Origin of the sequence: Flavobacterium frigoritolerans (assembly GCF_025847275.1) — a bacterium.
GTDB lineage: Bacteria > Bacteroidota > Bacteroidia > Flavobacteriales > Flavobacteriaceae > Flavobacterium > Flavobacterium frigoritolerans.
The window spans coordinates 59,052-85,235 of the sequence record NZ_JAOZEV010000001.1; the positions used below are offsets into that span (position 1 = coordinate 59,052).

Annotated in this window: 24 protein-coding genes; 10 read left to right on the forward strand and 14 right to left on the reverse strand. The window is 31.6% G+C overall.

Annotated elements, in window-relative coordinates:
• Positions 1-25 precede the first annotated feature (25 nt).
• From OIU80_RS00260 to OIU80_RS00275, 4 genes are all read left to right on the forward strand, one after another.
• Complete coding sequence (locus tag OIU80_RS00260) at positions 26-202, forward strand: hypothetical protein (RefSeq protein WP_264285110.1); 177 nt, start codon at positions 26-28, stop codon at positions 200-202.
• A 199-nt stretch (positions 203-401) separates the two neighbouring features.
• Positions 402-791: a DUF5071 domain-containing protein gene (locus OIU80_RS00265; RefSeq protein ID WP_264285111.1), complete on the forward strand. Its 390-nt coding sequence runs from the start codon at positions 402-404 to the stop codon at positions 789-791.
• Positions 792-905: 114 nt separating this feature from the next.
• Positions 906-2,150 (forward strand): alpha/beta hydrolase-fold protein, encoded by a 1,245-nt coding sequence (locus OIU80_RS00270; protein ID WP_264285112.1) that lies wholly within the window; start codon positions 906-908, stop codon positions 2,148-2,150.
• A gap of 366 nt (positions 2,151-2,516) precedes the next feature.
• The gene (locus OIU80_RS00275) at positions 2,517-3,086 is read left to right on the forward strand and encodes a cysteine hydrolase family protein (protein ID WP_264285113.1); all 570 of its coding nucleotides are present in this window, start codon (positions 2,517-2,519) and stop codon (positions 3,084-3,086) included.
• Positions 3,087-3,250: 164 nt separating this feature from the next.
• Here OIU80_RS00275 and OIU80_RS00280 read toward each other — a convergent pair whose 3' ends face one another.
• Genes OIU80_RS00280 through OIU80_RS00290 form a run of 3 tightly spaced genes read right to left on the reverse strand, consistent with a single transcriptional unit; the run spans position 3,251 to position 5,013 of the window.
• Positions 3,251-3,688, reverse strand: coding sequence for a hypothetical protein (locus OIU80_RS00280; protein ID WP_264285114.1), 438 nt, complete (start codon positions 3,686-3,688; stop codon positions 3,251-3,253).
• A 46-nt stretch (positions 3,689-3,734) separates the two neighbouring features.
• Positions 3,735-4,235, reverse strand: coding sequence for a hypothetical protein (locus tag OIU80_RS00285; RefSeq protein WP_264285115.1), 501 nt, complete (start codon positions 4,233-4,235; stop codon positions 3,735-3,737).
• Positions 4,236-4,248: 13 nt separating this feature from the next.
• Complete coding sequence (locus OIU80_RS00290) at positions 4,249-5,013, reverse strand: MBL fold metallo-hydrolase (protein ID WP_264285116.1); 765 nt, start codon at positions 5,011-5,013, stop codon at positions 4,249-4,251.
• 95 nt (positions 5,014-5,108) lie between these two features.
• Between OIU80_RS00290 and OIU80_RS00295 the strand changes: the two genes are divergently transcribed.
• The gene (locus OIU80_RS00295) at positions 5,109-6,569 is read left to right on the forward strand and encodes a TonB-dependent receptor (protein WP_129537773.1); all 1,461 of its coding nucleotides are present in this window, start codon (positions 5,109-5,111) and stop codon (positions 6,567-6,569) included.
• Between the two features lie 307 nt (positions 6,570-6,876).
• Here the strand turns inward: OIU80_RS00295 and bcp are convergent, their stop codons facing one another.
• A complete protein-coding gene (bcp, locus tag OIU80_RS00300; RefSeq protein ID WP_264285117.1) occupies positions 6,877-7,329 on the reverse strand; it encodes a thioredoxin-dependent thiol peroxidase in 453 nt (150 codons plus the stop codon).
• A gap of 109 nt (positions 7,330-7,438) precedes the next feature.
• Here bcp and OIU80_RS00305 point away from each other — a divergent pair, with 109 nt between their 5' ends.
• Complete coding sequence (locus tag OIU80_RS00305; RefSeq protein WP_264285118.1) at positions 7,439-8,116, forward strand: endonuclease III domain-containing protein; 678 nt, start codon at positions 7,439-7,441, stop codon at positions 8,114-8,116.
• Positions 8,117-8,206: 90 nt separating this feature from the next.
• On the opposite strand, the gene OIU80_RS00310 is transcribed toward OIU80_RS00305, so the two are convergent.
• Positions 8,207-8,350: a hypothetical protein gene (locus OIU80_RS00310; protein ID WP_264285119.1), complete on the reverse strand. Its 144-nt coding sequence runs from the start codon at positions 8,348-8,350 to the stop codon at positions 8,207-8,209.
• A 51-nt stretch (positions 8,351-8,401) separates the two neighbouring features.
• Complete coding sequence (locus tag OIU80_RS00315) at positions 8,402-8,986, reverse strand: RNA polymerase sigma factor (RefSeq protein ID WP_264285120.1); 585 nt, start codon at positions 8,984-8,986, stop codon at positions 8,402-8,404.
• Between the two features lie 452 nt (positions 8,987-9,438).
• Here OIU80_RS00315 and uvrA point away from each other — a divergent pair, with 452 nt between their 5' ends.
• A complete protein-coding gene (uvrA, locus tag OIU80_RS00320; RefSeq protein ID WP_264285121.1) occupies positions 9,439-12,231 on the forward strand; it encodes an excinuclease ABC subunit UvrA in 2,793 nt (930 codons plus the stop codon).
• Positions 12,232-12,237: 6 nt separating this feature from the next.
• On the opposite strand, the gene OIU80_RS00325 is transcribed toward uvrA, so the two are convergent.
• The 6 genes from OIU80_RS00325 to OIU80_RS00350 all read right to left on the reverse strand — a co-directional run bounded on the left by OIU80_RS00325 (position 12,238) and on the right by OIU80_RS00350 (position 20,168).
• Positions 12,238-12,537: a hypothetical protein gene (locus OIU80_RS00325; protein WP_264285122.1), complete on the reverse strand. Its 300-nt coding sequence runs from the start codon at positions 12,535-12,537 to the stop codon at positions 12,238-12,240.
• A 242-nt stretch (positions 12,538-12,779) separates the two neighbouring features.
• Complete coding sequence (locus tag OIU80_RS00330; protein WP_264285123.1) at positions 12,780-14,456, reverse strand: mechanosensitive ion channel family protein; 1,677 nt, start codon at positions 14,454-14,456, stop codon at positions 12,780-12,782.
• A gap of 83 nt (positions 14,457-14,539) precedes the next feature.
• On the reverse strand, positions 14,540-16,009 hold the full coding sequence (locus OIU80_RS00335) for an oligosaccharide flippase family protein (RefSeq protein ID WP_264285124.1): 1,470 nt from the start codon (positions 16,007-16,009) through the stop codon (positions 14,540-14,542).
• A gap of 41 nt (positions 16,010-16,050) precedes the next feature.
• Positions 16,051-17,334 carry a glycosyltransferase family 4 protein gene (locus OIU80_RS00340; protein ID WP_264285125.1) on the reverse strand — a complete coding sequence of 428 codons (1,284 nt, stop codon included), beginning with the start codon at positions 17,332-17,334 and terminating at the stop codon, positions 16,051-16,053.
• 49 nt (positions 17,335-17,383) lie between these two features.
• The gene (locus OIU80_RS00345; protein WP_264285126.1) at positions 17,384-19,825 is read right to left on the reverse strand and encodes a YfhO family protein; all 2,442 of its coding nucleotides are present in this window, start codon (positions 19,823-19,825) and stop codon (positions 17,384-17,386) included.
• Positions 19,826-19,874: 49 nt separating this feature from the next.
• Positions 19,875-20,168, reverse strand: a complete 294-nt coding sequence (locus OIU80_RS00350) for a DUF4834 family protein (protein WP_264285127.1) — start codon at positions 20,166-20,168, stop codon at positions 19,875-19,877.
• A gap of 123 nt (positions 20,169-20,291) precedes the next feature.
• Here OIU80_RS00350 and OIU80_RS00355 point away from each other — a divergent pair, with 123 nt between their 5' ends.
• Together OIU80_RS00355 and OIU80_RS00360 are read left to right on the forward strand one after the other, a co-directional pair.
• Positions 20,292-21,278: a transporter gene (locus OIU80_RS00355; RefSeq protein ID WP_264285128.1), complete on the forward strand. Its 987-nt coding sequence runs from the start codon at positions 20,292-20,294 to the stop codon at positions 21,276-21,278.
• 66 nt (positions 21,279-21,344) lie between these two features.
• Positions 21,345-22,463: a GTP cyclohydrolase gene (locus OIU80_RS00360; RefSeq protein ID WP_264285129.1), complete on the forward strand. Its 1,119-nt coding sequence runs from the start codon at positions 21,345-21,347 to the stop codon at positions 22,461-22,463.
• Between the two features lie 112 nt (positions 22,464-22,575).
• Here the strand turns inward: OIU80_RS00360 and OIU80_RS00365 are convergent, their stop codons facing one another.
• Together OIU80_RS00365 and OIU80_RS00370 are read right to left on the reverse strand one after the other, a co-directional pair.
• Positions 22,576-23,043, reverse strand: a complete 468-nt coding sequence (locus OIU80_RS00365; RefSeq protein ID WP_264285130.1) for a hypothetical protein — start codon at positions 23,041-23,043, stop codon at positions 22,576-22,578.
• A gap of 131 nt (positions 23,044-23,174) precedes the next feature.
• The gene (locus tag OIU80_RS00370) at positions 23,175-24,437 is read right to left on the reverse strand and encodes an aminotransferase class I/II-fold pyridoxal phosphate-dependent enzyme (RefSeq protein ID WP_264285131.1); all 1,263 of its coding nucleotides are present in this window, start codon (positions 24,435-24,437) and stop codon (positions 23,175-23,177) included.
• Between the two features lie 349 nt (positions 24,438-24,786).
• On the opposite strand from OIU80_RS00370, the gene nirK reads away from it, so the two are divergent.
• A complete protein-coding gene (gene nirK, locus OIU80_RS00375; protein ID WP_264285511.1) occupies positions 24,787-26,175 on the forward strand; it encodes a copper-containing nitrite reductase in 1,389 nt (462 codons plus the stop codon).
• Positions 26,176-26,184: the final 9 nt, after the last annotated feature.

A 26,184-nucleotide genomic window follows, 5' to 3' on the forward strand; every position in this document is an offset into this window, starting at 1 on the left:
CAGTATTCAATATAAAAACACAATAATGGGAATAAACGATTTAAAAGATTTCATCCTACCAGTAATATTAATTGCTGCTGGTCTTTTTATAAAAAATACTAAAGACCCAAACTTTCAAACTTCCAAAAAATATTGGAAAGTATTATTCATTTTAGGAATTCTGAATCTATTAATGAAGTTATACCTAATGTTCTTTCTTTAATAAGTGATTTATAATATTCAAGTAAGTTTTTATTTTACAACTTCAACTACTATCAACATTATTAAATTATCATATCTTTAAGTTTCAAATAGTGAACTTAAAATCAAACAAATACAAAGGTTTTAAATGTTTTATTTAAAACCTTTTTTCATTAAATAATTTCTTAATCAACAATAATAGTAATTAGGATTAATAAAATATGAAGATCAATGCAAAGGATTTAATTCCAAAAGACAAACATGATATACAAAGAGCCGAAAATTTAAAGAACTATTCTTATTCTGAACTGAAACCAATAATTCCCGAATTACTAGAGTGGCTTCAAGATTTCAATTGGCCAGTTGCAAAACCAATTTCGGAATATTTAAAGAGTATCAACGAAAATATATCTCAAGAGATTCTAGCCATTTTAAAAACAAATGATGGCGTTTGGAAATATTGGATAATATCAATTTTTGGAAAAATCACAAATGATAATTTTTTTCGTAATGAAATTATCCGAATTGCAACGAATCCGACTAAAGATGAAGTCGCCGAAGAGGTTGATAAAATAGCAGATGAAATAATTATAGAACGCGGTTGGAAGTAAACTATTCACTTTTGACATCTTTCATTTTTATAATAAATCACCTTACCTTTAAACTGTACATCTTGTAACAAATAACAAAGAATAAGACTAACCTGTAAACTGATCTAACTAACTATGAAACAACTATTATTCTCGCTACTTTTTATTGGATTTACATTTTTCGCAAAAGCACAATCCGATAACAAGATTACTATTGGTACGATTGAAACCGTACATTCTAAGATATTAAATGAAGACCGAAAAGTCTGGATATATGTACCTGGTGGTTATACCAAAGGCACAGCAAAAACAGAACATTACCCTGTACTTTATTTATTAGATGGTGATGCCCATTTTACTTCAGTTGTTGGTATGACAGAGCAATTAAGTACAATGAACGGTAATACAATTTGCCCAAAAATGATTGTAGTAGGAATACTCAATACCGACAGAGCACGTGATTTAACTCCTACTCATATCGAATCTGATTTACCAATGATGTCTAATGAAGCTAGTAAAACTACTGGCGGAAATGAAAACTTTATTGCGTTTATCCAAAAAGAACTAATGCCTTACGTTGAAACCAATTATCCTACTGCTCCATACAAAATGTTGATCGGACATTCTTTTGGTGGTTTAACAGCTATAAATACACTTGCAAACCATACTAATTTATTTAATTCTTATGTTTCTATCGATCCTAGCATGTGGTGGGACAAACAAAAATTCCTAGAGCAAACTAAAAAAGTATTTGCTGAGAAAAAATTCAAGAATAATACCAGCTTGTTCCTAGGTATTGCCAATACAATGGAAGCTGGAATGGATACTATTAGAGTAAAAAAAGATACCACTCAAAGTACAAGACACATCCGTGCTATATTCGATTTGGCTAATACACTAAAAAAGAACAAACAAAACCAATTAAACTTTGAATACAAATATTACGATAAAGATAGTCATGGTTCTGTTCCATTTATTGCCGAATACGATGCGCTTCGATTTATCTTTGACTTCTATAAATTAGACTTAACATATAGCGATTTATTTGATAATGGAATGAGTTTACCAACAAAGGTTGAAAAACATTACCAAAATGTCTCCGAAAAAATGGGATATCAAATACTACCTCCCGAATCTTACATCAATATGCTAGGATATATGGCGCTCGGTAGAAAAAACATTGCTCAAGGCGAATATTTTTTTAAATTAAATATAAAAAATTATCCACAAAGCGCTAATGTATATGACTCTATGGGAGATTATTACAAACAAGTGAGCGACAAAACCAACGCAATAAGCAATTACAAAAAGGCGTTATCCATCAACAAGGAAAGCGCCGAAACAAAACAAAAACTGGAGGAACTTGAAAAAGGGAAATAATGTATAATAATACGTTAGGTATAATTTATAAAAAATTTATTTAACGCATAGAAACATAGGCTTCATGCATAAAAAAGAAGAAAAAAAAGAAATATATTTTTTTTACATAGCTAACCAGCTCTGTGTATTTTAAATAAGTGGAGCGTCTTAATTTGAAAGTACAAAATCTATGTTTCTATGCGTTAAAAATAATTTATAATAATATCCTTTTAAACTAAAAAATGAGGATAGATACTGAGCTACTCGAGAAAATTCTTGCTTCGTAAGGATCACAATATTGCGCTTTTATTGTGTGAAAACTTGATTTTCAATCTCTCTTTTCACTTTTTCACAACATCAAAAAACAACACCTACTAAACTATAAAGATGAAAATATCTAAACTCGACAATCCAGCATTAATCCTAATCGATATTCAGAAAGGTTTTGATAATATCGAATATTGGGGTGGAGAACGCAATAATTTAAATGCTGAACAAAATGCTGGCGAACTTCTTGAAATATGGAGAAATAATAAGTTACCGATATTTCATATCCAACATTGTTCTTCTAATCCAAATTCATTGCTACATGAAACAAATCCCGGAAATGCATTTAAGGATATCGTTAAACCCCTAGCTGGAGAAACAATCATTCAGAAGAATGTAAACAGTGCTTTTATTGGTACCGATTTAAAAGAACAACTTGATCATGATAAAATTGATACACTCGTTATTGTAGGCTTAACAACCGATCATTGCGTATCGACAACTACAAGAATGGCAGGAAATTTTGGTTATAATACCTTTCTAATCTCAGACGCAACAGCCGCTTATAATAAAAAGGGATTAAACGGTCAGGAATTTAGTGCCGAGACAATTCATGAAACTGCTCTTGCCAGTTTAAACGAAGAATTTGCTCAAGTTGTTACTACAGATTTTATAAAACAGAATATTTAATTTAACCGCAAAGAATCGCTAAGAATTACGAAAAGCTCGCAAAGGTTTTAAAATAATTCTAATCTTTTTTATCCCGATAGTTATCGGGAGTGGCAGAAAAACAACATATTTATATAAACAACAAAGGCGAGAATTACTTCTCGCCTTTGTTATATGTTTTCTATTTACTCGCCAGTATAAATAATCTTTCCAGCCTTTTTCAGTACGTAACCTTTCCAAGGTATTAATTCTAAATCTCCATTAACCCAAGGCTCACCTTCGGCTTTTCGTTCTAAAATAATTGTTCCATCTTCTGTATCAAGAAAAAGTTCGGCCTTGTTTCCGTCTTTTTCAAAAATAACATAAGCTACAGTAGAATACGTTTTACCATCTTTGGCATGTTCTAACTTAGTACCTATTTCAAACAATCGTACGCATTCGTTTTTAACAGCCGACCAAGTATAACCAGCAGATCCTTTACACCCATGAGCATCCGAATCTCCCCCTACAATATGCTCAGGCTTAACTTCTTCCTTAATAGGTTTTGTTTCTTCTTGAGAAACTTTTTTGGCACAAGAAAATGAAAGTCCAATAATAATCGAAAATAAAAATACTTTTTTCATATGTTCTATTTATTAGTTGTTACAATTATTATACAGTTCGTAAATCTTATTTTTGATATAATAATGACTGATTTACTTCAAAAGTTATACTCCCATCATTATTGATAAAGTATTTCAATAAAACTTCTCCCCATGTTTCTCCATCGCTAAAATCAGCTATAATCCATCTGTGGTTTAACACTTTAACTTTATTGATGATAAATTTATTTACTCCTATTTGATCTTGTCCTACATATGGATTCCCTTTTGGATTAGCATTAAGGTCCATTAATTTCTCCGTAACCATCGGAATTAGTTGCTCGTACTTTATTGTTTTTGAAGCATCAGCCGAGTCAAAGTAATTTTGTGCGTTTTGATTGTTCTCCAATGAGAAATAGTTGGCTTCATTTAGTTTATTCTCTACTAAATCTAAACTATCTCTAAGCTTTTTGGTTGTTTTAGCATAACGCTCCTGTTCAAACTTTACTTCTTTACTATAAAACATATAGGTAAAAATATTCATAAGTATAGCAATGATAAATAGGTAAAGCAATAAGGATTTTTTCATTTTTAAAATATAATTAAATTGTGATTTCTAAATTATCATATGCCAGATAAACATTTTTAGGAAGCATTTTTTGTACTTCCTCATGAAATCCTAATACATGACTAATATGTGTTAAATAAGCCACTTCTGGCTGAACCAAAGTTATAAAATCTAGGGCTTCCTGCAAATTAAAATGTGTATCATGTGGCTCTACACGTAATGCATTTATCACTAATACTTTTAAGTTTTTTAGCTTTTCAATTTCGGCTTCTTCTATAGTTTTAACATCTGTTAAATAGGCAAAATCATCTATTCGATATCCAAAAACCTGCAAATTACCATGCATAACATTTACTGGAATCGCCATTTTATTTCCCACGGCAAACGGTTCACCATTAATTACCTCAATTGTTTTTACTGATGGTGCTCCTGGATATTTATTTACAGTTTCGAATACATAATCAAAACGCTTTTTTAAATTACCTATAACCCGCTCGTGTGCATAAATAGGCATTTCGCCTTGTTTAAAATTAAACGGACGTATATCATCCAAACCAGCTGTGTGATCGGCATGCTCATGTGTAAATAAAATTGCATCTAATTTCTGACAGTTGCAAGCCAGCATTTGTTGTCTAAAATCGGGACCGCAATCGATAACATATGAATGGTTATCCCAACTAATCCAAATAGACACTCGAAGTCTTTTATCCTTAGCGTCAGTGCTTTTGCATACAGGATGATCGACCCCTATTATCGGAATGCCTTGAGATGTACCTGTGCCTAAAAAATATACCTTCAATTGTACTTTATTTTTTTACAAAAATAGGATTAATTATCTTTCATTAGAAACCTAATTTACTAACTTTGTAACAAATCAGCCATATTTAAAATAAAATGGGTATAGAAATAAAACTTAAGGGTGACAAAGTCATCGCTCAAATACCATCCATAAAAGACAAAGCGTTACGAATTAATCTAAATGAAAATATTTACGGAACCTTTGCAGAGATTGGTGCGGGGCAAGAAACTGTAAGGCATTTTTTTAGATCTGGTGGTTCGTCTGGAACAATTGCAAAGGCAATGTCTGCTTACGACAAAGATTTTAGTGATGCCATTTACGGAATTGAAAGTGATGGTCGCTACGTTACTGAAGAGCGGTTAAAAAAAATGCTAACTCTTGAAGGTCAGATAATTGAAGAACGTTTAAGTAGAGAAAAACACCCTACAAAACTTTTCTTTAGTTATGCCAATACTGTTGCAACAATCGATTTTGCAAAACAATTTAAAGGTCATGGTTGGGTTGGAATTAGATACCAAATTGAACCTGATGAAGCCTATAACGAAATTATACTTCATATTCGTTTTAAAGAAACTGATGCTCGATTACAACAAGAAACACTAGGGATTCTTGGTGTTAACTTAATTTACGGAGCATTTTATAAATATAATGATCCTAAAAGATTACTTCGTTATTTATACGACCATCTAGACAAAGATCAACTTGAAATTGACACTATCAACTTTTCTGGTCCTCGATTTGCTGATGTAGATAATCGATTGATTAGCTTACAATTGGTTAAAAACGGAATGACTGATGCCGTTATGTTCAATCCTGAAGGTAAAAATATTCTTCCTGCTGCCATTTTATACAAAAAGAACATTCTTGCCTTACGCGGGAGTTTTCGCCCTGTAACTAAGGTTAATATGGACATGTACGAGAAATCATTAAAAATGTTTCTCGAAGAAAATAAAGTTGAAAAAGATAATACGCTGGTAATTTTCGAAATCACGCTATCTAACCTTCGTTCTGATGGAGAAATCGATGAACGCGATTTTATGGATAGAGCCGAATTGCTTTGTTCATTAGGTCAAACCGTAATGATTTCGAACTTCCAAGAATACTATAAAGTTGTTGAATATTTTGCTAATTACACCAAAGCCCGAATGGGATTGGCAATGGGAGTTAATAATTTAGTCGACATCTTTGATGAGAAATACTACCGCCATTTAAGTGGAGGAATACTTGAAGCTTTCGGAAAACTATTCTACCGTGACATGAAGGTATTCTTGTATCCAATGATTGATGAAGATGGTACAATTATGAACTCGACCAACTTAAAAGTTCATCCTAGAATGAAAGAATTGTACAAGTTCTTTAAATTTAACGGAAAAGTAATTGATGTTGCTGATTTTGATCCTCATACTCTGGAAGTATTCTCTAGAGAAGTACTAAAAATGATTAGTCAAGGTAAACCTGGATGGGAGCCTATGCTTCCGAAAGGTATTGCTGAAATTATAAAAGAACATCACTTATTTGGATACGAGCCTAACAGAATTTTAAAAGAGTCTAATTAATCTTTTTAGGAACTAAGGCTCTAAGAAGCAAAGGTTCAAAGGTTCAAAGGTTTTAAAATAGAAAAGCATCAGTTATATAACTGATGCTTTTCTATTTTAAAAAAGGCACTAAGGCTCTGATTTACTGAGATTAAAACATAAAAACACGTTTTACTAAACAATTGCAATCTTGTCAGCTGAGCCTCTTCGACTCCGTTCTGGGTGAGAAGACTGAGAGTAAACCACTAAACCTCAATGAATTAAAAAAAACAACAACCCTTGTCATAGCTTTGAACTTTGACAAAGATCTTCTGAAAACTGAAAAACTCTACTTCAGTATCTGATCTGCATGTTCTTTAGTTTTTACTTTTGAAATTATGTCTTCTATAATTCCTTCTTCATTAATTACAAATGTCGTTCTGTGAATTCCGTCATATTCTCTTCCCATAAATTTTTTAGGTCCCCAAACTCCAAAGGCTTGAATTACTGATTTGTCTTCATCTGCTAATAACGGAAACGGGAAGTCATACTTTTCTTTGAATTTAGCTTGTGCTTTTTGCGCATCGGCACTTACTCCTAAAAGAGCATAATTATTAGCTTGAAAACGCTCAAAATTATCTCTTAAATCACAAGCCTCAGCTGTACAACCCGGAGTACTCGCTTTTGGATAAAAGAAAACTACTAGTTTTTTCCCTGCATAATCAGCTAATTTATGTGTATTTCCGTCTTGATCTGTTCCTGAAAAATTTGGCGCTTTATCTCCTATTTGTAATGTTGTCATTTTTTTATTTTTTTTAGACTACTTAGATTTTTAGACTTACTTAGATTCTTAAAATTAACAATTTATAATTCCAAAATTGTACTATTTTTACGGGATTAAATTTACGGAAATGAATAAACAAGAACGGGTAACTTTTGTTATAAATACGTTAAAAGAATTATACCCAACTATCCCTGTACCTCTCGACCATAAAGACCCTTATACTTTATTAATAGCCGTATTGTTGTCAGCTCAATGTACTGATGTTCGTGTAAACCAAATTACGCCTTTATTATTTGCAAAGGCTGATAATCCGTATGATATGGTAAAAATGTCTGTTGAAGAAATTCGGGATATTATTCGTCCTTGTGGTTTATCGCCTATGAAATCGAAAGGTATTCATGGCTTGTCGCAAATCCTTATTGATAAACATGGCGGCGAAGTTCCGCAGAGTTACGAATATCTGGAAGAGTTACCTGCTGTTGGTCATAAAACAGCTAGTGTTGTTATGTCTCAAGCTTTTGGTGTTCCTGCTTTTCCTGTAGATACTCATATTCATAGATTAATGTACCGATGGAATTTATCTAACGGAAAAAATGTAACTCAAACTGAAAAAGATGCTAAACGTCTTTTCCCTGAAGAAGTCTGGAATGATTTACATCTTGAAATTATTTGGTATGGCAGAGAATATTCGCCTGCCCGTGGCTGGGATCTTGATAAAGACATCATTACAAAAACCATTGGAAGAAAATCGGTGATAGACGATTACTATGAAAACCAAGCTAATAAAAAACAAAAAAATCACTAATTGCATATTGCACTTAGTGATTTTTTAATCAAACGACCAATTTGATTAATTCATTTACTTCCAAAACATCCGACAACTGTTGTGGGCTGTTTAATTAGCTATAATCTCAAAACTCTTCTCGTTAATTTTCACTACTGTTAATGCTTGTGAGTAACTTAATATAAAAGAAACGACTTCTTTGTTGGGTTTCAAGTTTGTAGTAACTGCTGCTTTTTTTGAGTAAATTTTTGCCATGCTAATAATTGTTTATTTATATAACAACGACCTATTACTCAATTTAGTATATTAATTAGTTAAAATAATTTGATGTTTTTCTATAATTTTTCTAATATTCATTAGTGCATATCTCATCCTCCCTAAGGCTGTATTGATACTAACTCCTGTTACTTCTGATATTTCTTTAAAGCTCATATCCTGATACATACGCATTACCAGCACTTCTTTTTGATCATTTGGAAGTTCCTCTATTAACTTTTTTAAATCGACTTCAACCTGATCCACAATCATTTTATTTTCAATTGTTAGCGTATCATCTGACATGATAGAGAATATCGAAAACTCTTCCGTTTCTCTATACATTGGCATTTTCTTTGTTTTTCGATAATGATCTACTATTAAGTTGTGCGATATACGCATTACCCAAGGCAAGAATTTCCCCTCTTCATTATATGAATTGCTTTTTAAAGTCTTGATTACTTTTATAAATGTATCCTGAAAAATATCATTTGATATGTCTTTGTCAGCTATTTTTGAATATATAAATCCATAAATCTTTGATTCATGTCTTTTTATCAATGTTGACAAGGCACTTTCGTTACCTTCAACATAGTTCTTCACCAATAGAGCGTCAGGAATTTGCAGATTAGCCATAATACTACCTTTTAGTTTTAATTTGAAATTTGGGTAATTTTCTAAAAAAGTAATTTTACTGTATAGGCTACTGGTTTTTAAAGTGTTAATTAAGTGTTCAAATTTAACAAATATTTTTTTTAAAAAGCAAATTAAATTAAGAATTATTATTATCAAATTCAGAAAAACATTAAAATAAAGTCAATGATTTCTAGAAAAAGGGTAAAAAACAATAAATTATCTCATTGTTCTTAACAGTTAAAAAAGAAATCTAAATCGCACAAAATAAACCAATTACAATTTAACATTCTTTTTTTAGCATTCTTTATCATTAATATATCCCAAAATATTTTTCTAAACTGATCTTAATTATAAAGAAATAATTATCACGTTATTTTTTACATAAATAGAACTTCCATCCTTAACATAACTCAAATCAAAATTGCTTACTTTTGTGGAAATTGATTTTTTGTATGCAAATTGACCTTTCTACACTCGACCCAAAGAAAAACATCATCATTAAAGGTGCTCAAGTACATAATTTAAAAAATGTAGATGTTGCCATTCCAAGAAACAAACTTGTTGTTATTACAGGACTTTCGGGTTCAGGAAAATCAAGTTTGGCATTTGATACTTTGTATGCTGAAGGTCAACGTCGCTATGTAGAGAGCCTGTCGTCGTATGCACGTCAGTTTTTGGGTCGTTTAGACAAACCAAAAGTCGAATACATCAAAGGAATCGCTCCTGCAATTGCTATTGAGCAAAAGGTAAATACTACCAATGCTCGTTCAACAGTAGGAACTTCTACAGAAATCTATGATTATGTAAAGTTACTTTTTGCAAGAATCGGTCGTACATACTCTCCTATTTCCGGTCAAGAAGTTAAAAAAAATACCGTTACCGATGTTGTTACCGATGTAAAAAGCTTTGAGTTAGATAGCAAATGGCTTCTTCTGGCTCCTATTCATCTTGAAAAAGGAAGGAAATTAGAAGACAAACTTAATGTTTTGCTACAACAAGGATTTGCTCGTATTTTAATTGACAACGAAATGGTTCGTTTAGATGAATTTGCAACTTCACTTGACACAAAAAAGAACCAGGAGATTTTATTGATTATTGACAGAATCGTTGTAAAAGAAGAGGAAGAATTTTATAATCGCCTTTCGGATGCTGTTCAAACAGCTTTTTTTGAAGGAAAAGGAATTTGCTTTTTACAAGAATTAAAAACTAATAAAAGATTCAGTTACTCTAATATTTTTGAATTGGATGGAATCACATTTTTAGAACCTAATCCACATTTATTCAGTTTCAATAATCCATATGGTGCTTGCCCTGCTTGTGAAGGATATGGAAACATTATTGGTATCGATACCGATTTAGTTATTCCAAATACTTCTTTATCTATTTATGAGAATGCTATTTATCCTTGGCGTGGCGAAAGCATGAGCTGGTTTCGCGATCAATTGGTTAATAATTCCCATAAATTTGATTTCCCAATACACAAACCTTACTTTCAATTAAGTGAAGAACATAAAGAATTAATATGGAAAGGAAATCAGTATTTTGAAGGTTTAAATGATTTCTTCAAAGAACTGGAAGAGAAAAATTACAAAATACAGAATAGAGTAATGCTTTCGCGTTACCGCGGAAAAACAAAATGTCATGTTTGTAAAGGAAAGCGTCTAAGAGTAGAAGCTTCTTATGTGAAAATAAATAGCAAAACAGTTTCTGATTTAGTCGATTTGCCAATTCAACATTTAGTTACTTTCTTCAACGAAATAGAGCTTAATGTTTACGAAAAACAAATTGCAAAACGATTATTAGTCGAGATTAACAATAGACTATCCTTTTTGACAGAAGTAGGACTTTCTTACCTTACGTTAAATCGAAATTCCTCAACTCTTTCTGGGGGAGAATCACAACGAATCAATTTGGCAACCTCTCTAGGAAGCAGTTTGGTTGGTTCTATGTATATCCTTGACGAACCTAGTATTGGCTTACACCCAAAAGATTCTGAACGATTGATAAAAGTATTGCTTTCTCTTCGTGATTTAGGCAATACCGTAATTGTTGTAGAGCATGATGAAGACATCATGAAGGCTGCCGATATGATTATAGATATTGGCCCAGAAGCAGGAACATTTGGAGGAGAATTAGTCGCACAGGGAACCTATAACGAAATATTAAAATCATCTTCGTTAACAGCTAAATACCTTAATGGCGATTTAGAAATAGCTGTTCCTAAACACCGACGAAAATCGAAGAATTATATACAGGTTATTGGTGCTCGTGAAAATAACCTTAAGAACATTGATGTCACATTTCCATTAGATGTTTTAACCGTAATTACTGGAGTTTCTGGTAGTGGAAAAAGTACACTTGTTAAAAAGATTCTATTTCCTGCTATTCAGAAAAAATTAGACAATGCTGCCGAAAAAGCAGGTCAATTTACCGAAATAAAAGGATCTTTTTCGCAAATAAAGCATATTGAATATGTAGATCAAAATCCTATAGGAAGAAGTTCTCGTTCTAATCCCGTAACTTACATAAAAGCTTATGATGATATCAGAGAACTATATGCCAAAGAAAAACTATCGAAAATAAGAGGTTATCAAGCCAAACATTTCTCATTTAACGTAGATGGTGGAAGATGCGAAACCTGTAAAGGAGAAGGCTCTATTAACGTTGAGATGGTTTTCATGGCCGATGTGCAATTACCATGCGAAACTTGTAGTGGTAAACGCTTTAAAAAAGAAGTTTTAGAAGTTACTTTTGATAATAAAAACATCAATGACATATTAACTATGACAATTGATGATGCAATTAGTTTTTTTTCTACAAACAATCAAACTAAAATCACTCAAAAATTACAGCCTTTACAAGATGTTGGTTTAGGATATGTACAATTAGGACAATCCTCTTCGACTCTTTCTGGTGGTGAAGCACAACGTATTAAACTGGCTTCATTCTTGGTTAAAGGTGCTACAAAAGATAAAGCTTTATTTGTTTTTGATGAACCTACAACTGGGCTTCACTTTCATGATATCAAGAAATTATTAGCTTCATTTGATGCATTGATTGATAAAGGACATTCTATAATTGTAATCGAACACAATCTTGACCTTATAAAATGTGCCGATTGGATAATCGATTTAGGCCCAGAAGGTGGAGAAAATGGTGGGGAATTATTAGCAGAGGGAATACCTGAAGATATAGTAAAAATAAAAAAATCTATAACAGGTATCTACTTAAAAGAAAAACTGTAATCTTAGTTATTCGTGATAACATTTATCTTCAAAAGGAACTCCGTCTTCATCGATGGCAACCAATATCTTTTTGTTTTTGGATGATTCTATCGTTAAATACAACCAAGCAATAGACCACAACCCAAATGTTAAACAACAAATAAGGAAATTAAAACTATGATCAACCACTCTTTCTCCTTTTGATAAAACTGCAAAAAGCATTTCATCATTTCTTTCTTCTAAAATAAAACCATTATGAATCTTATTTGAAATTATATTTGAGAATACTTGTAAACTTTCTTCTTGCGTAAATTGTGGGCTTTTCATAATCATAAATTAAAATTATTTTAGCTATTTACTTTAATAATTTATTTTGGAGTAATTTAGGGAGCAAAATTAGTTTACAATAACAAATTAAACAATACCCACTTTTAGTGATTTTACAATTAGTCTTTCATCATAAAACACTAAAAAAAATTAATCTTCTAATACATAACACGATATCAAAAGATTTATTACATATTAATCAATTGCCCTTTTTTAAATACTTGCTTCTCAAAAACAATAAATTACAACTTGCTTTTTATATTAAACGTAGGAGTTTCATAATTATTACTTAGATAATCTTCTGGAATAGTCGTTTTATTACCATCACGAAGCGCCTTATAATGCGGTGACATTATTTCGATCCCAGCTTCATTAAAACTATCCTGAATATTTTGATGCAAGGATGAGTAAATTGATGGCTGTTTTTGAGGTTCTTTGGTGTATGCATTAATCTCATAACAAACATAAAAATCATCCAAACCAGTTTGCAAGACAAATGGAGTTGGAATACTTTCTATAAAATCTGTTTTTGAAGCTGCATTAATTAATGCCTTATGAACAGCTGGCCATGGCACATCATATCCAATAGTAACGGTAGAATGAACGATCAATCCTTTGGCATCCTCTTTTGTATTGGCCGAATAATTAATTGATGTACTCGATAAAACAGTTGCATTTGGTATTGTAATATCTTCAAATTTAGGCGTTCGCATACGCGTAACCAAAGCTGTTTTCTCTATCACTTCCCCGCTCACTTCTCCTATTTTTATAAAATCTCCTATCTTAAAAGGCCGCATATAAGTAATAACCAGTCCAGCAACCATATTGGCAATTGCATTTGATGATCCCAATGAAAATAAAATTCCCACAAAAACAGAAACCCCTTTAAATACAGGTGAATCCGAACCTGGTAAGTACGGAAAAATTACGACTAGCATAAAAGCATACATCAAGAAACGTATGATATTAAACGTAGGTTTTGCCCAATCACTATAAAATCCATTTATTTTAATATTCCCTTTATTAATTTCATCAACAAAAAACTTGATTACTTTTAAGATATATTTAAAAATAAGCACAATTACAATGATTGTAAATAAATTAGGAAGGAATGCCACAAACCCCATAACCGCCAATCTTGCAGGAGTTAGAACCCAATGCAATAAGGTTGTTGTATATTTTTCGGTACCCGGGAAAATACTAAAGAGTATTGGTAACGACAAATAGACTATCAGTACTAGTACAAAAGTCTTTACAGCACCGATTAATCGCATTGCTAAAAAAAGTTGCTTTTGTGGGCTAAATATATCAATCCCATCGTACTTAAATCCTGTAAAATACTTTGCTTTGTTTCTGGATAAATATAGTTTTAGTTTATTAAAAAGGCCACCTATAAAAATCAAAATAAGACCAAGAATCAATACCAACAAAGCTGTGAGCCCTAATCTCTTTGGCAACAGGGAATTATTTTCATTCTGAAAAAGAATAGCCTTCTTTATTATTGTAAAATTACGTTCTGCAAGAGCAGTTACAGACTTATTTTCTGATTTTGCGTCGGCATCTAAAATTGCCATTATTACAAAATCTTTTTCATAAATAATATCCAAACTTACATCCGAAGAAACGATTTTTAAGGAATCGGCAACAAAAAAAGCATCTTCATAGAGTTTTTTAATTCTATCAGAAATTGCCTGAGCTCTACTTTCGGCAGAAAACGAACCCACTTTATTATAAACATAGAAAAGAGTGTCTTTAAAAGGAGTAACTGGGTATCCTTTTAAATTAACCGTAGAAATAGAATCAGTATGATTGCCTTGAACATGTTGATTAACAGATTTATTTTTTACTTTTTGAGCAAAACCAACTTGAAAAACCAAAAGCAAAGGAACAAACAACAAAACAATTATTCTCTTTTTCATATTTGTATGTAATAAAACCACAAGCGGTTATAACAAATATAAAAACAAAAAGAATCACTTTTAATCTCCGATCTTATTTCTTACTAAATTTTAATCCCTAGCTTCTTTAAGAAATTATCCATTACTTGGTTTATCTCTTTTGAGATTTCAAATTTATAATTTAAATACACATAAAAAACCGTCACAATAGCTGATTTTAAAGCAATTCCAATTAACGGATAAACTGGAAATTCCCAAAAGTAAAACAATAGAAATAACACGGCTGTAACCAACAACGAATACAAATTTTGCTTTGTAAAAGGATACAAATGAAGTTTCTTAACTACAAAAAGTAATTTTGCCAAACTGTATGCTGTTATAGATAGTAACGTTGCAAATGCAGAACCTTTAATACCGTAAATTGGTATAAAAATTATATTTAAAATAAAAGTCAAAACAACTAAACCTAATCCTAAAAACAATACCGTTCGGTAATATTTTGTATTAAAAATAATAGCATTATTATTTCCTAAAATAAGATCAAAGTATTTAGATAACCCAATCATAAAAACAACTGGAACTCCTCCTCTATATTGCTCAGGAACTATTTCATACAACTGATTAATATTTACGAAAATACACAACATCACAAATCCACCAACAATCTGTAAGTTAATAGATGTCTTTTTGTACAAATCATTCAATTCATCATGTTTATTTTCATGCATTAATTTAGCCGTAATAGGATATACTATTTGATGCATGGCACGGCTCGGAACCGAGATTACCAAGGCTATATATGTTGCTACCGAATAATAGGCAATATTCTCAATTTTCATATACTGATTAAGCATCAACTTATCTCCATCCAATAGTAAATTGGCTACACTTCCTGAAAGAATTATATAAAACGTATATTCCATTACACTTTTTACATTCTCTGGTATTGTAATCTGAAAATTTGGTTTCTTAATACTAAAAGCATAAAACATCGTTACGATGAAAGCTAAAAAATAAATTGCAGCTGTTATATATACAAATTGAATTAAGGTTATCCAATGAAAATACAATCCTACTAATACAAAGGATGAAAACAGTCTTAAACCAACTTCTTTGATAAAATTACCAAAAACGGAATGCATATGCACTCTTGCCCAAGCATAAAAAATCTCAAAATAAGCCATACAAATTCCGACAAAAGGAATTAGTAAAATAAACTCTTTTACAACAGGATTTTTCTTTGATACGAAGGCTGTTATGTCATCAAAAAAGAAGATTCCGATAATTCCTAACGGAATACACATTAGTATTGGAAACAAAGCCGTAAACGACAAAAACTGCTCCCTTTCTTCTTCTGTTTTATATTGAGAATAAAATTTGACCAACGTATTTTGCATTCCGATAGCAAACAAAGGCATAATTACATTTGCTGCAGAAAGAATATAATTTGTTAAGCCATAATAAGTTTCGCCTAAATAAATCGGATATAAATAAAGCGTGTTTATTGCACCAATACCAAAACCAATATATGTTATAATAGTATTTTTAAAAGACTGATTTAAGACTATGCCCATTGAAGGTATTTATGTTTTTTATTGAAAGTTTAAAAAGTATTCTATTTAATCAATTGTGCTAACTGTTTTGTTAGGTTTTTTCTAGAATATTGTTGTAATCCTACTCCGTTTGATTGTAGTTTCCCTTCTAAAAATTGATTATAAAAATCCAAAATTACACTTTTTAATTTCATTTTTTCAGAATAGTCAAAAAACACACCTGTATTTGTCTGAGTTATAATATCTGAGAAGTCAGAACCCTTTGGTCCTATTGCAATTATTGGTCTATTAGAAACCATGTATTCAAACAATTTCCCAGGAATAATACTCTTTGTATCTTCTGAATTGATCTCGATTAACAATAAAACCTGAGATTTTTTTTGATGCGCGATAGCTTCTTTATGCGAAACATATCCTAAATTATTTAGATAATCATTAAGTTTAAACTTAGTAATTGTTTCTAATACTTCCTGACTAACTGCTCCAATCAGTTTTATTTCTAAATGCTGCTTAAATTCTGGAATCTCTTGTAACAATTCAACCAAACTTTCCCATAGAAAAAGCGGATTTCTTTCGGACAAGAAAGAACCTATATGTGCCAATGTAAACTTAGTATCTAAAGTTTGTTTATCAACATTTTCAACATCATACCCATTAGTAATAACTTCAATAGGTTTTGTCGTTATTTCCTGAAATTCAACTTTAGTTGTTTTACTAGTTACAAGAATAGTATCGGCAGTATTTAAAACCTGATGTTCTAATTTTTTATGCTTTTTAGCAGCATAACTAGATAAACGTAATGATTTATGATAACCAATCGTAGTCCATGGATCACGAAAATCAGCAAACCATTTTATGTTCAATTTGTGTTTTAACTCCAATCCGATAAGATGCAAACTATGTGGCGGACCAGAAGTTACAATTGTATCAATATTATTCTCGATAATATATTTCTCTAAGAAAGAAACTGATGGCTTTACCCATAAAACACGAGCATCAGGGATAAATAAATTTCCACGAATCCAAAGGAAGACTTTATCAAGGAAGGATTGCTTTTTTTTATTCGGAAAAATCCCCGAAGCAATTTTTTTAGTCTTATTTTTCGAAAAAAATGAAGCTAGTTGATACGGTTCTATAATTTTATTCTTGATAACAATTACCTGATCCGAAACTTCTTTAACCAGTCCTTCGTCAACAATTGGATATGTTGGATTTTCTGGTACATATACAATTGGCTGAACACCAAATTCCGGCAAATATTTTACAAATTTTAACCAGCGCTGCACGCCAGGCCCTCCAGCTGGCGGGAAATAATAGGTTATAATTAGAAGTTTCTTTTGTTCCAAGAAAAAATTGATTTAAAGATTAATGCTACAAATTGAAAATAGAATCTAATTACTTAACACTAATCGATTTCTTTCTTTCAAAATAAATTCCTCCGATTAAAAGAACTAACATACCTATTGAACTAGCAAGTGTAATCATGCTACCAGTTTTAACCACTTCTGGTTCAAATTTAAACTCTATTGTATGTTTACCTCCTGGAACTTCAAGCGCTCTCAAAACATAATCTACAGGGAAATGATCTGTTAACTTACCATCTATATAAGCATTCCATCCCTTTTCATAATATATTTCAGAGAATACAGCTAAACCATCATTTAAGTTATCTGATGTGTATTTAAGATAATTTGGCTTATAAACTTCTAACTTTATAGTTCCGCTTGCATCCCATTTTTTCTTTAATCGAGCACTCTTAAATTTAGATCCATGGTCATGAATATTAAAGACAGCCACATTTTTAGTATCTAAATGGTTTAAAAGCTTCATTTCAGCATCGGCAGTATTAACCAATTTTACGTCTTTTACAAACCAAGCATTACCATTAGTATTCGGGTTTATTGTTGGAAATTCCTGCCCTTCTTTATTGGTTTGGATAATGTATTTTATATTTAGCATATCCAATACTTCCATATTATTTTTAGCTATTTGATAGTCAAATAACTGTTGCATTCTTCTTGGTTTTGCTGCATGATATCCTCCAATTGATTTATGGAAATAGGAAGCTCGTGCACTAGACAAGTTACCATTAACTTCAAAAACTCTATAATGCGTAGTATCTTTCAAAATTTGAACATCCGAAGGTGTTTCCTGAAAAGGAACTGCAACTTCTCTTCCACTTACAAAATCTTTTGCTGAAACATATTTTTTATCTACAAAAAACAAATCAAAAATCATTAAAACTCCAACTATTATAAGTGCTGTATTTTGAGAAAATTTGTTTTTGATAAAGAACCATAAAACTCCAAATGCAACTACAATAAAAAATCCTGAACGCAATAAATCTGCTGAGTATAAAGTTTTTCTATCTTCTTTTAGCGCATCTACAAAATCAGGACCGTAATTCTCTAAGAAATAACTATCACTCCCTCCTGAGAAATTAAACATGCTCTTACAGAAAACCAGTATCAATATAACACCAATACTAAATACACCTGTTTGAACTAATCCTTTTTGCTGTAATTTTGGGTCACTGTCTTTTAACTTAAAGAAAGATTGTAATCCCATAATTGCAAGAACTGGAAAACATAACTCTAGAATTACTTGTATTGAAGAAACAGCTCTAAATTTATCGTACATAGGTACATAATCGATAAAGAAATCTGTTACCAACGGAAAGTTTTTACCCCAAGAAAGCACTAAAGCGACCATTGCTCCTGAGAAGAATACATATTTAATTTTTCTGTCATCAATAAACAAAGCCAAAACTGCTAAGAAGAAAACGATAGCACCAATATATGCAGGAGCTGCTACAATAGGCTGATCTCCCCAATAAGTTGGCATTGCCGAAACAAAATCTTTTGCTTGCCCTTCTGGAACCCCTTGTCCAATCATAAATTCGTACATATGACTATCTGTACCTAAAGCTTCACTATTTGAACCACCAAACAATCTTGGCGCAATTAGGTTGAAACTTTCTGCAATTCCATAGCTATATTCTGTAATGTAATCACGAGTTAAAGCACTTCCGCTGGTATTATTTTTTGAACCATCTGGATTGAATGTTAATTCACTTTTCCCTCTTGTACTAAAACTAGCATATTCGCTAGTAGCCATTAAATTGGTTGCATTTGCCCCTAAAGCAAAAATTCCTGCTACTGCCAAAACTCCAAATGAGATTAAAAGCGGCTTATATTCTTTTTCTTTAATATAATTAAATGCGAAATACCCTGAAAGTATCAACAAGAAAATTAATAAGTAATATGTCATTTGGAAGTGGTTTGCATTGATTTCCAAGGCAACCGCAAACATGGTGAGTAATCCACCTACAATATATTTTTTCTGAAATACGAGTATAAATCCTGCAATAACTAATGGCATATATGCAATCGCGTGTGCCTTAGCATTATGTCCTACTCCTAATATAATAATTAAATAAGTAGAGAAACCAAAAGCTAATGCTCCAATGAAAGCTTTAAGCGGATCGATTTTTAAAACCAATAACAAACCATAAAATCCTAAGAAATATAGGAAAAGGTAATCTGCTGGACGAGGTAAGAATCGTAAAGCATCATCTAATTGCCCTACATAATCATGTGGATAATTAGCTCCTAATTGATATGTTGGCATTCCGCCAAAAGCCGAATTTGTCCAATACGGTTCAGCATGTTCAGTTGCTCTGAAATCATTTTGTTCCTTGGCCATTCCGGTATATTGTGCAATATCCGATTGAAAAATCTGTTTTCCTTGTAATACAGGATAAAAATAAATTAAAGAAACGAGTACAAATCCCAATATAACAAGGGCATGCGGATAAAGCTTATTTATTACTTTCAATTTTGGTAGGTTTGGTTATGGATGAAAAATCTATTATTCGATTACAAATTTAATCTATTTCTTCATAATCAACGTAATCACCAACTTTTTTGGTTTCACGTGGGTTTTTCGCATTAGCGGTATCAATTATCACCTCATCATTAGTTCTTGTTTTTTGCCAAGAATTATTTTGCTGTTGCTGTGTATATTGCTGCTGTTGTTTCTGAAAGTTCTCTCCTGCTTTATCTACCACTTTTTTTACTAAAACTGGTAAAAATAATTTTGCCAAGAATCTAAAAATGTAATAAAAAGCAATCATATAAAAAATCGCTTTTATAAGACCTGAAAAAGATGCTGTTTGCATAATCATATAATTTTTTTCAAAAATAGCAAATCCATTCTTCAAAATTAAAATATCAATCTTAAATAAATAATAAAATATAGTACATTTGAAATGCGTTATTACTTTTTAACTAAAAAAAATAATATGTTCAAAATCAGAAACTTGATTATTTCCAGCGTTTTTTTAACGCCTTATCTTTTTTTCGGCCAGCATACCGATGTCATCAATTCTAACCGACCTGGCGAAACTATGTCGGCTTTTTCTGTTGGAAAATCAGTAATTCAAGCCGAAGTTGGCGTTTATGGAATTAACGAAAAGCACAATTTATTAAATTATAATGCAAGTGGTTTCGGAACTGATTTAACTCTTCGTTGGGGGCTTTTTCGCGAACAACTTGAACTTATTGCCGATATACAGTATCAAATGGAAGATTATTCTACTCCATTTGCTAATTACAAAAAAAACGATTTTAAGCAGACTATATTAGGAGCAAAATATCTAATCTACGATCCGTTTAAAAACTATGAAAAAAAAGCAAATATTTATAGCTGGAAAGCCAACCAAAGATTCAACTGGCATCAATTAATTCCAGCAGTTTCTATTTTTGCAGGTGCTAATTTTACTTTTGCTGGAAATCCATACGCTTTCACAAATGAGTCGAGCATTTCTCCAAAAATCATGTTAATCACTCAAAATCATTTAGGTGATGGAAAATGGGTATTTGTTACCAATATTATTGCTGATTATATCACTACTGACTTTCCTAGTTATGGATATGTTGTAACACTTACACGAGGCTTTAATGACAAATGGTCTGGTTTTGTAGAAAATCAAGGTTATAAAAGTGATTTTTACAGTGATTGTATTGTTAGAGGTGGCGCAGCCTATTTGCTAAATAAAAATATGCAAATCGACGCATCTATAAGTACTAATTTCAAAGATACTCCTTCTATTTTTTATGGTGGTGTTGGATTTTCTTGGCGTTACGACACCAACTATAAGGAAGTTCAAATGAACTTTAAAGATACTAAGAAAGGTAAAAAGGATAAAAAAAGTAAAAAAAGCAGAAAGAAAGAACTTGAAGAAGATTCTATCAAAATTGAGCAAAAACGTAAATCTACATTTGAATAATAACTGCAACTACAAATTAGACAACCTCTCAAAAAAGAGATTTTTTTAAAATATAATACAATCTTAATGATTACAATACAAGAAGCTAAAACAAAAAAGGAATTAACTGAATTTATAAAATTTCCTTTCTCTCTATATAAAGACAATAAATATTGGGTTCCTCCTATTATTGCTGATGAGTTAGAAACTTTTGATAAAACCAAAAATCCTGCTTTCGAAAATGCTGAGGCTACTTTCTATGTCGCTTTGAGAAATAATAAAATTGTAGGGCGTATTGCTACCATAATTAACTGGGATGAAGTAACTGGACAACAAAAAAAGAAAGTCCGTTTTGGCTGGTTTGATGTTATTGATGATATCGAAGTAACCAAAGCTTTACTTGAAAAAGTATATGAATTAGGTCGAAAAAACAATCTCGAATACGTTGAAGGTCCAATGGGGTTCTCTAATCTCGATAAAGTTGGTGTTTTAACTGAAGGTTTTGATGAAATGGGAACTATGATTACATGGTATAATCATCCTTATTACGCAACGCATTTCGAGCAACTCGGTTATGTGGTAGAAAAAAGATATGATGAGAGTAAGTTTCCTTTCGCTAATGTAAAACCTGAATTCTTCGAAAAGGCAAATGAATTAGTAAAGAGAAGATACCAATTAAAACCGCTAAATTTCAAGACTACCAAAGAAGTTATGCCTCATGTGGATAAAATGTTTGATTTATTCAATGAATCTTACGCTTCTTTATCTTCATTTGTAGCGATATCAGATGTTCAGAAAGAATATTTCAAGAAGAAATACATTAGCTTTATCAATCCCGAATTTATAAAATTTGTAGAAGATAAAGACCATAATATTGTTGCTTTTAGCATTGTTATGCCTTCCTTTTCGGAAGCTTTACAGAAAACAAAAGGAAAATTATTTCCGTTTGGATTCCTTCATTTACTTAAAGCTAAAAAACATAGTAAGGATATGATTTTTTATCTAATTGGTGTTCATCCTGACTATCAAAATAAAGCTGTAACTGCAATTATATTCAATGAGTATTACCATACTTTTAAAGAAAAAGGTATCATTAATTGCTACAGAACTCCCGAATTATCAGATAATGTAGCCATACACAATTTATGGAAGCATTTTGATCCTGTAATACACAAACGACGAGCTACTTTTCGTAAAGAATTATAATAAAAAAATCCATCTGTCTCGGCAGATGGATTTTTTTATTTCCACAGTTTTAAAACTAATAAATTATAATTAGCTCCTCTAACTGCTAAAACTCTTATATAATTCAATAAAACTATTTACAATCTACTTTTGACAAAGTCATTTTTGAATCAAATTTTAAAAGCTTTTTATCTTTAAACACCAATTTGCCATTTGTTTCTATAAGATCTCCATATCCCTCAACAAAAGTTCCTGCTTTTTTTAAGAAAGCAACTTCTCTTATAGAAGAAACTCCTTCGGATTTAAAAGTATAATCGGCAATAAGTGTATCTCCTTTTATGTTCCCTATTATAGTTCCTTCATTTTTATCTTTTTGATAAATTTTGTACGTCAATCGCCCATCTACTTCATTATGAGAATTTGTATTTAAAGTCAGTATAACCGTATCCTTATTAGTTATTGATTGAAAACACTGCTTTCCTACCGATTCTTTGATTTCTCCAGATTCTACCGTACTAGGGATTATTTCGCCAGGTTTTTCTTTTTTACAAGAAGCCAATACTAATGTAAGAACTCCTATTATCAAGATATTTTTTTTCATATTATTTAGTTTAATAGTTTTGAATGTTAAATATACTGTATAAAAGTTTTAAACAAAAAAAATCCATTCGCATAACGAATGGATTTTTTTATATAATTTCCACATATTCAATTGAATATTAGCAAATATTTTTATGCATCTAAATCAACTGTAGTTCTACTAGCAATTTCTTTATAAGTTCCATTTTCTAATTTTTCACGAATAGCTTCAAAAGCTGTAAGTGTCTCATCAATATCTCCTAAAGTATGAGATGTAGTAGGTATCATTCTTAGTAAAATAATTCCTTTTGGAATAACTGGATAAATAACAATCGACAAGAAAATACCGTAGTTTTCTCTTAAATCATTTACCATTACCATTGCTTCTGGCACACTTCCTTGAAGATAAACTGGAGTTACACAAGTATTTGTATCACCAATATTAAAATTTCTAGAACGTAAACCGTTTTGTAATGCATTTACATTTTCCCAAAGTTTATCTTTCAATTCTGGGTGATTACGCAATAATTCTAAACGTTTCAAAGAACCAATTGTTTGAATCATTGGTAATGCTTTTGCAAACATCTGAGAACGTAAATTGTATTTTAGGTAATCTATAATATCTTTATCTGCGGCTACAAAAGCTCCAATATTTGCCATAGATTTAGCAAAAGTAGAGAAATAAACATCAATATCATCTTGAACTCCTTGCTCCTCACCTGCTCCAGCTCCTGTTTTACCAAGTGTACCAAAACCGTGTGCATCATCTACCAATAATCTGAAATTGTATTTTTGTTTCATAGCAACAATTTCTTTCAATTTCCCTTGTTGACCACGCATTCCAAACACACCTTCAGTAATAAATAAAATACCTCCACCTGTTTCAGTTGCCATTTTAGTAGCACGCTGCAGGTTTTTCTCCATACTTTCTAGGTCATTGTGTTTGTATGTAAAACGTTTACCCATGTGCAAACGAACACCATCGATAATACAAGCATGAGAATCTACATCATAGACAATTATATCATTTTTAGTAACCAAAGCATCAATGATAGACACCATTCCTTGGTAACCAAAATTCAACAAGTAAGCCGCTGGTTTCATTACAAAATCAGCCAATTCGTTTTCTAATTGCTCATGATATTTAGTGTGACCAGACATCATACGTGCTCCCATTGGGTATGCAGCACCAAACTGAGTTGCAGCGTCAATATCAGCCTGACGTACTTCTGGATGATTTGCTAAACCTAAATAGTCATTCAAACTCCAGTTTAAAATATTTTTTCCACCAAACTGCATTCTTGGACCAAGTTCACCTTCTAATTTAGGGAAAACAAAATAACCTTCTGCTTGAGAAGCCCATTTTCCTAATGGTCCTTTATTGTTTTGAATTCTTTCGAATAAATCTTTTACCATAAATATATTTTGAAGTAATAATTTTAATTTAAACAGCGTGCAAAAATAATGATTATTATTCTAAAATAGAGTTTCCATTTATTTTTATTGAAAAATATTCTGAATATCAATATTCAAGTATTATGCTTCTCGAAAAACATATTCTTTAAGAGCACAACTATCGAAATTATAACAAGACAAATTTCTAGAATAATTAATAGATATTTCATGATTTTTATCATAATAAAAGACAAACATGTCTTTTATATTTGTGTAAAGATTTTAAAACTAAAATAAAACCAAATTAATTATGAGAAAAAATTATAAAATGCCACTAAAATTAAAAGTCTTTTTTTGTGCAATTTTTGCAATGACACTCTTAGCATCATGTAAAAAAGGAGAACATTCAACTAATTATACTGATATTGTGACCGATGGAGAAATGGAAGCCGAGCTAACAACTCCTCCAATGGTACCGAAACCTGTTGGTAACAGACCTGCCATGAAACTAAAAATAAACATGGAAATTAAAGAACAGGAAGGAACTATGACTGATGGTGTAAAATACACTTATTGGACATTTGGCGGCTCTGTTCCCGGTAGTTTTATTAGAACTCGTGTAGGTGATGAAGTTGAATTTCACCTAAAAAATCACCCAGACAATAAGTTGCCACATAACATCGATTTACATGCTGTTACAGGTCCTGGAGGTGGAGCAACATCATCACTAGTAGCTCCTGGACATGAAAAAGTATTTAACTTCAAGGTAATTAATCCTGGCTTGTACGTTTATCACTGTGCTACAGCTCCTGTTGGAATGCATATCGCAAATGGAATGTACGGTTTGATTCTTGTTGAACCTGAAGGCGGACTTCCTCCTGTAGATAAAGAATACTACGTTATGCAAGGAGATTTTTATACACAAGGTGAATATGGAGCCAAAGGACTACAACCTTTTGATATGAATAAAGCCGTAAAAGAAACACCTGATTATGTTGTATTTAACGGAAAAGTTGGTTCATTGACTAATGGAGGTGAACTTACTGCAAAAGTGGGTGAAACGATTCGTTTATTTGTTGGTAATGGTGGTCCAAACTTAGTGTCTTCTTTCCATGTAATCGGTGAAATATTTGATAAAGTGCATGTAGAAGGTGGAAGTTTGATTAATGAAAATGTTCAAACAACACTAATCCCTGCTGGAGGAGCTGCGATAATTGATTTTAAAGTCGAAACTCCGGGAGATTTCATCTTAGTTGACCACTCTATTTTTAGAGCATTCAATAAAGGGGCATTGGGAATTTTAAAAGTTGAAGGTGCTGAACATAAAAACATTTATTCTGGAACTATTCAAGAAGGTATTTATTTACCAGAAGGCGGAACGATTCAAAAAATGCCTGATAACGGAGCAGCCAAAACTGTAACTCCAAAAAGAACTGTAGCTGAGAAAATAAAAATTGGTAAAGAAATTTTTGGAACCACATGTTTTGCCTGTCATCAATCTGAAGGACAAGGAATCCCAAGTACCTTCCCTCCTTTGGCAAAATCAGATTATCTTAATGCAGATCCTAAACGAGCAATTAAAACAATCTTGCATGGTTTAAGTGGTGAAGTAACTGTAAATGGTCATAAATACAACAATGTTATGCCAAGTCAGAATTTATCTGATGATGAAATAGCAAATGTTATGACTTACATATATAACAGTTGGGGAAATAATAAAACAGATGTTACTCCTGAAATGGTAAAATCACTAAGATAACAACAGTAC